General features: G+C 53.8%; 1 protein-coding gene. It reads left to right on the top strand.

Annotation, left to right across the window (positions count from 1 at the left end; all coding sequences use genetic code 11):
* Window positions 1-109: 109 nt before the first annotated feature.
* A partial coding sequence (locus VSR71_RS35255) for a helix-turn-helix domain-containing protein (RefSeq protein ID WP_342917938.1) occupies window positions 110-249 on the top strand: 140 nt, incomplete at its 3' end.

Here is a 249-nt window from a genome sequence, read left to right as displayed (position 1 = left end):
CATACAATCGCGTAGGGCCAACCCCCACCTTCCTGTTTCTTGTTGTGTCGCAACTCCAAGATAACAGCGGTGGGCGGTTGGCCCTTTTTGTTTCTAAGCGGTCACGCAGATCGGCGATGAACCTTTTAAATTGGCGGTGGTGGAGGAAGTTGAAAGAGGCGATCTGACGTATAAGGAGGCGCAACGCAAGTACGGGATACAAGGCAGCGCCACAGTGCTGGTATGGTTGCGCAAGCACGGACTACAGGA

This window comes from Cupriavidus oxalaticus (genome assembly GCF_038900635.1).
In the GTDB taxonomy this organism is placed as follows: Bacteria; Pseudomonadota; Gammaproteobacteria; order Burkholderiales; family Burkholderiaceae; genus Cupriavidus; species Cupriavidus oxalaticus_B.
This window is presented reverse-complemented; position numbering and strand designations above follow the sequence as displayed.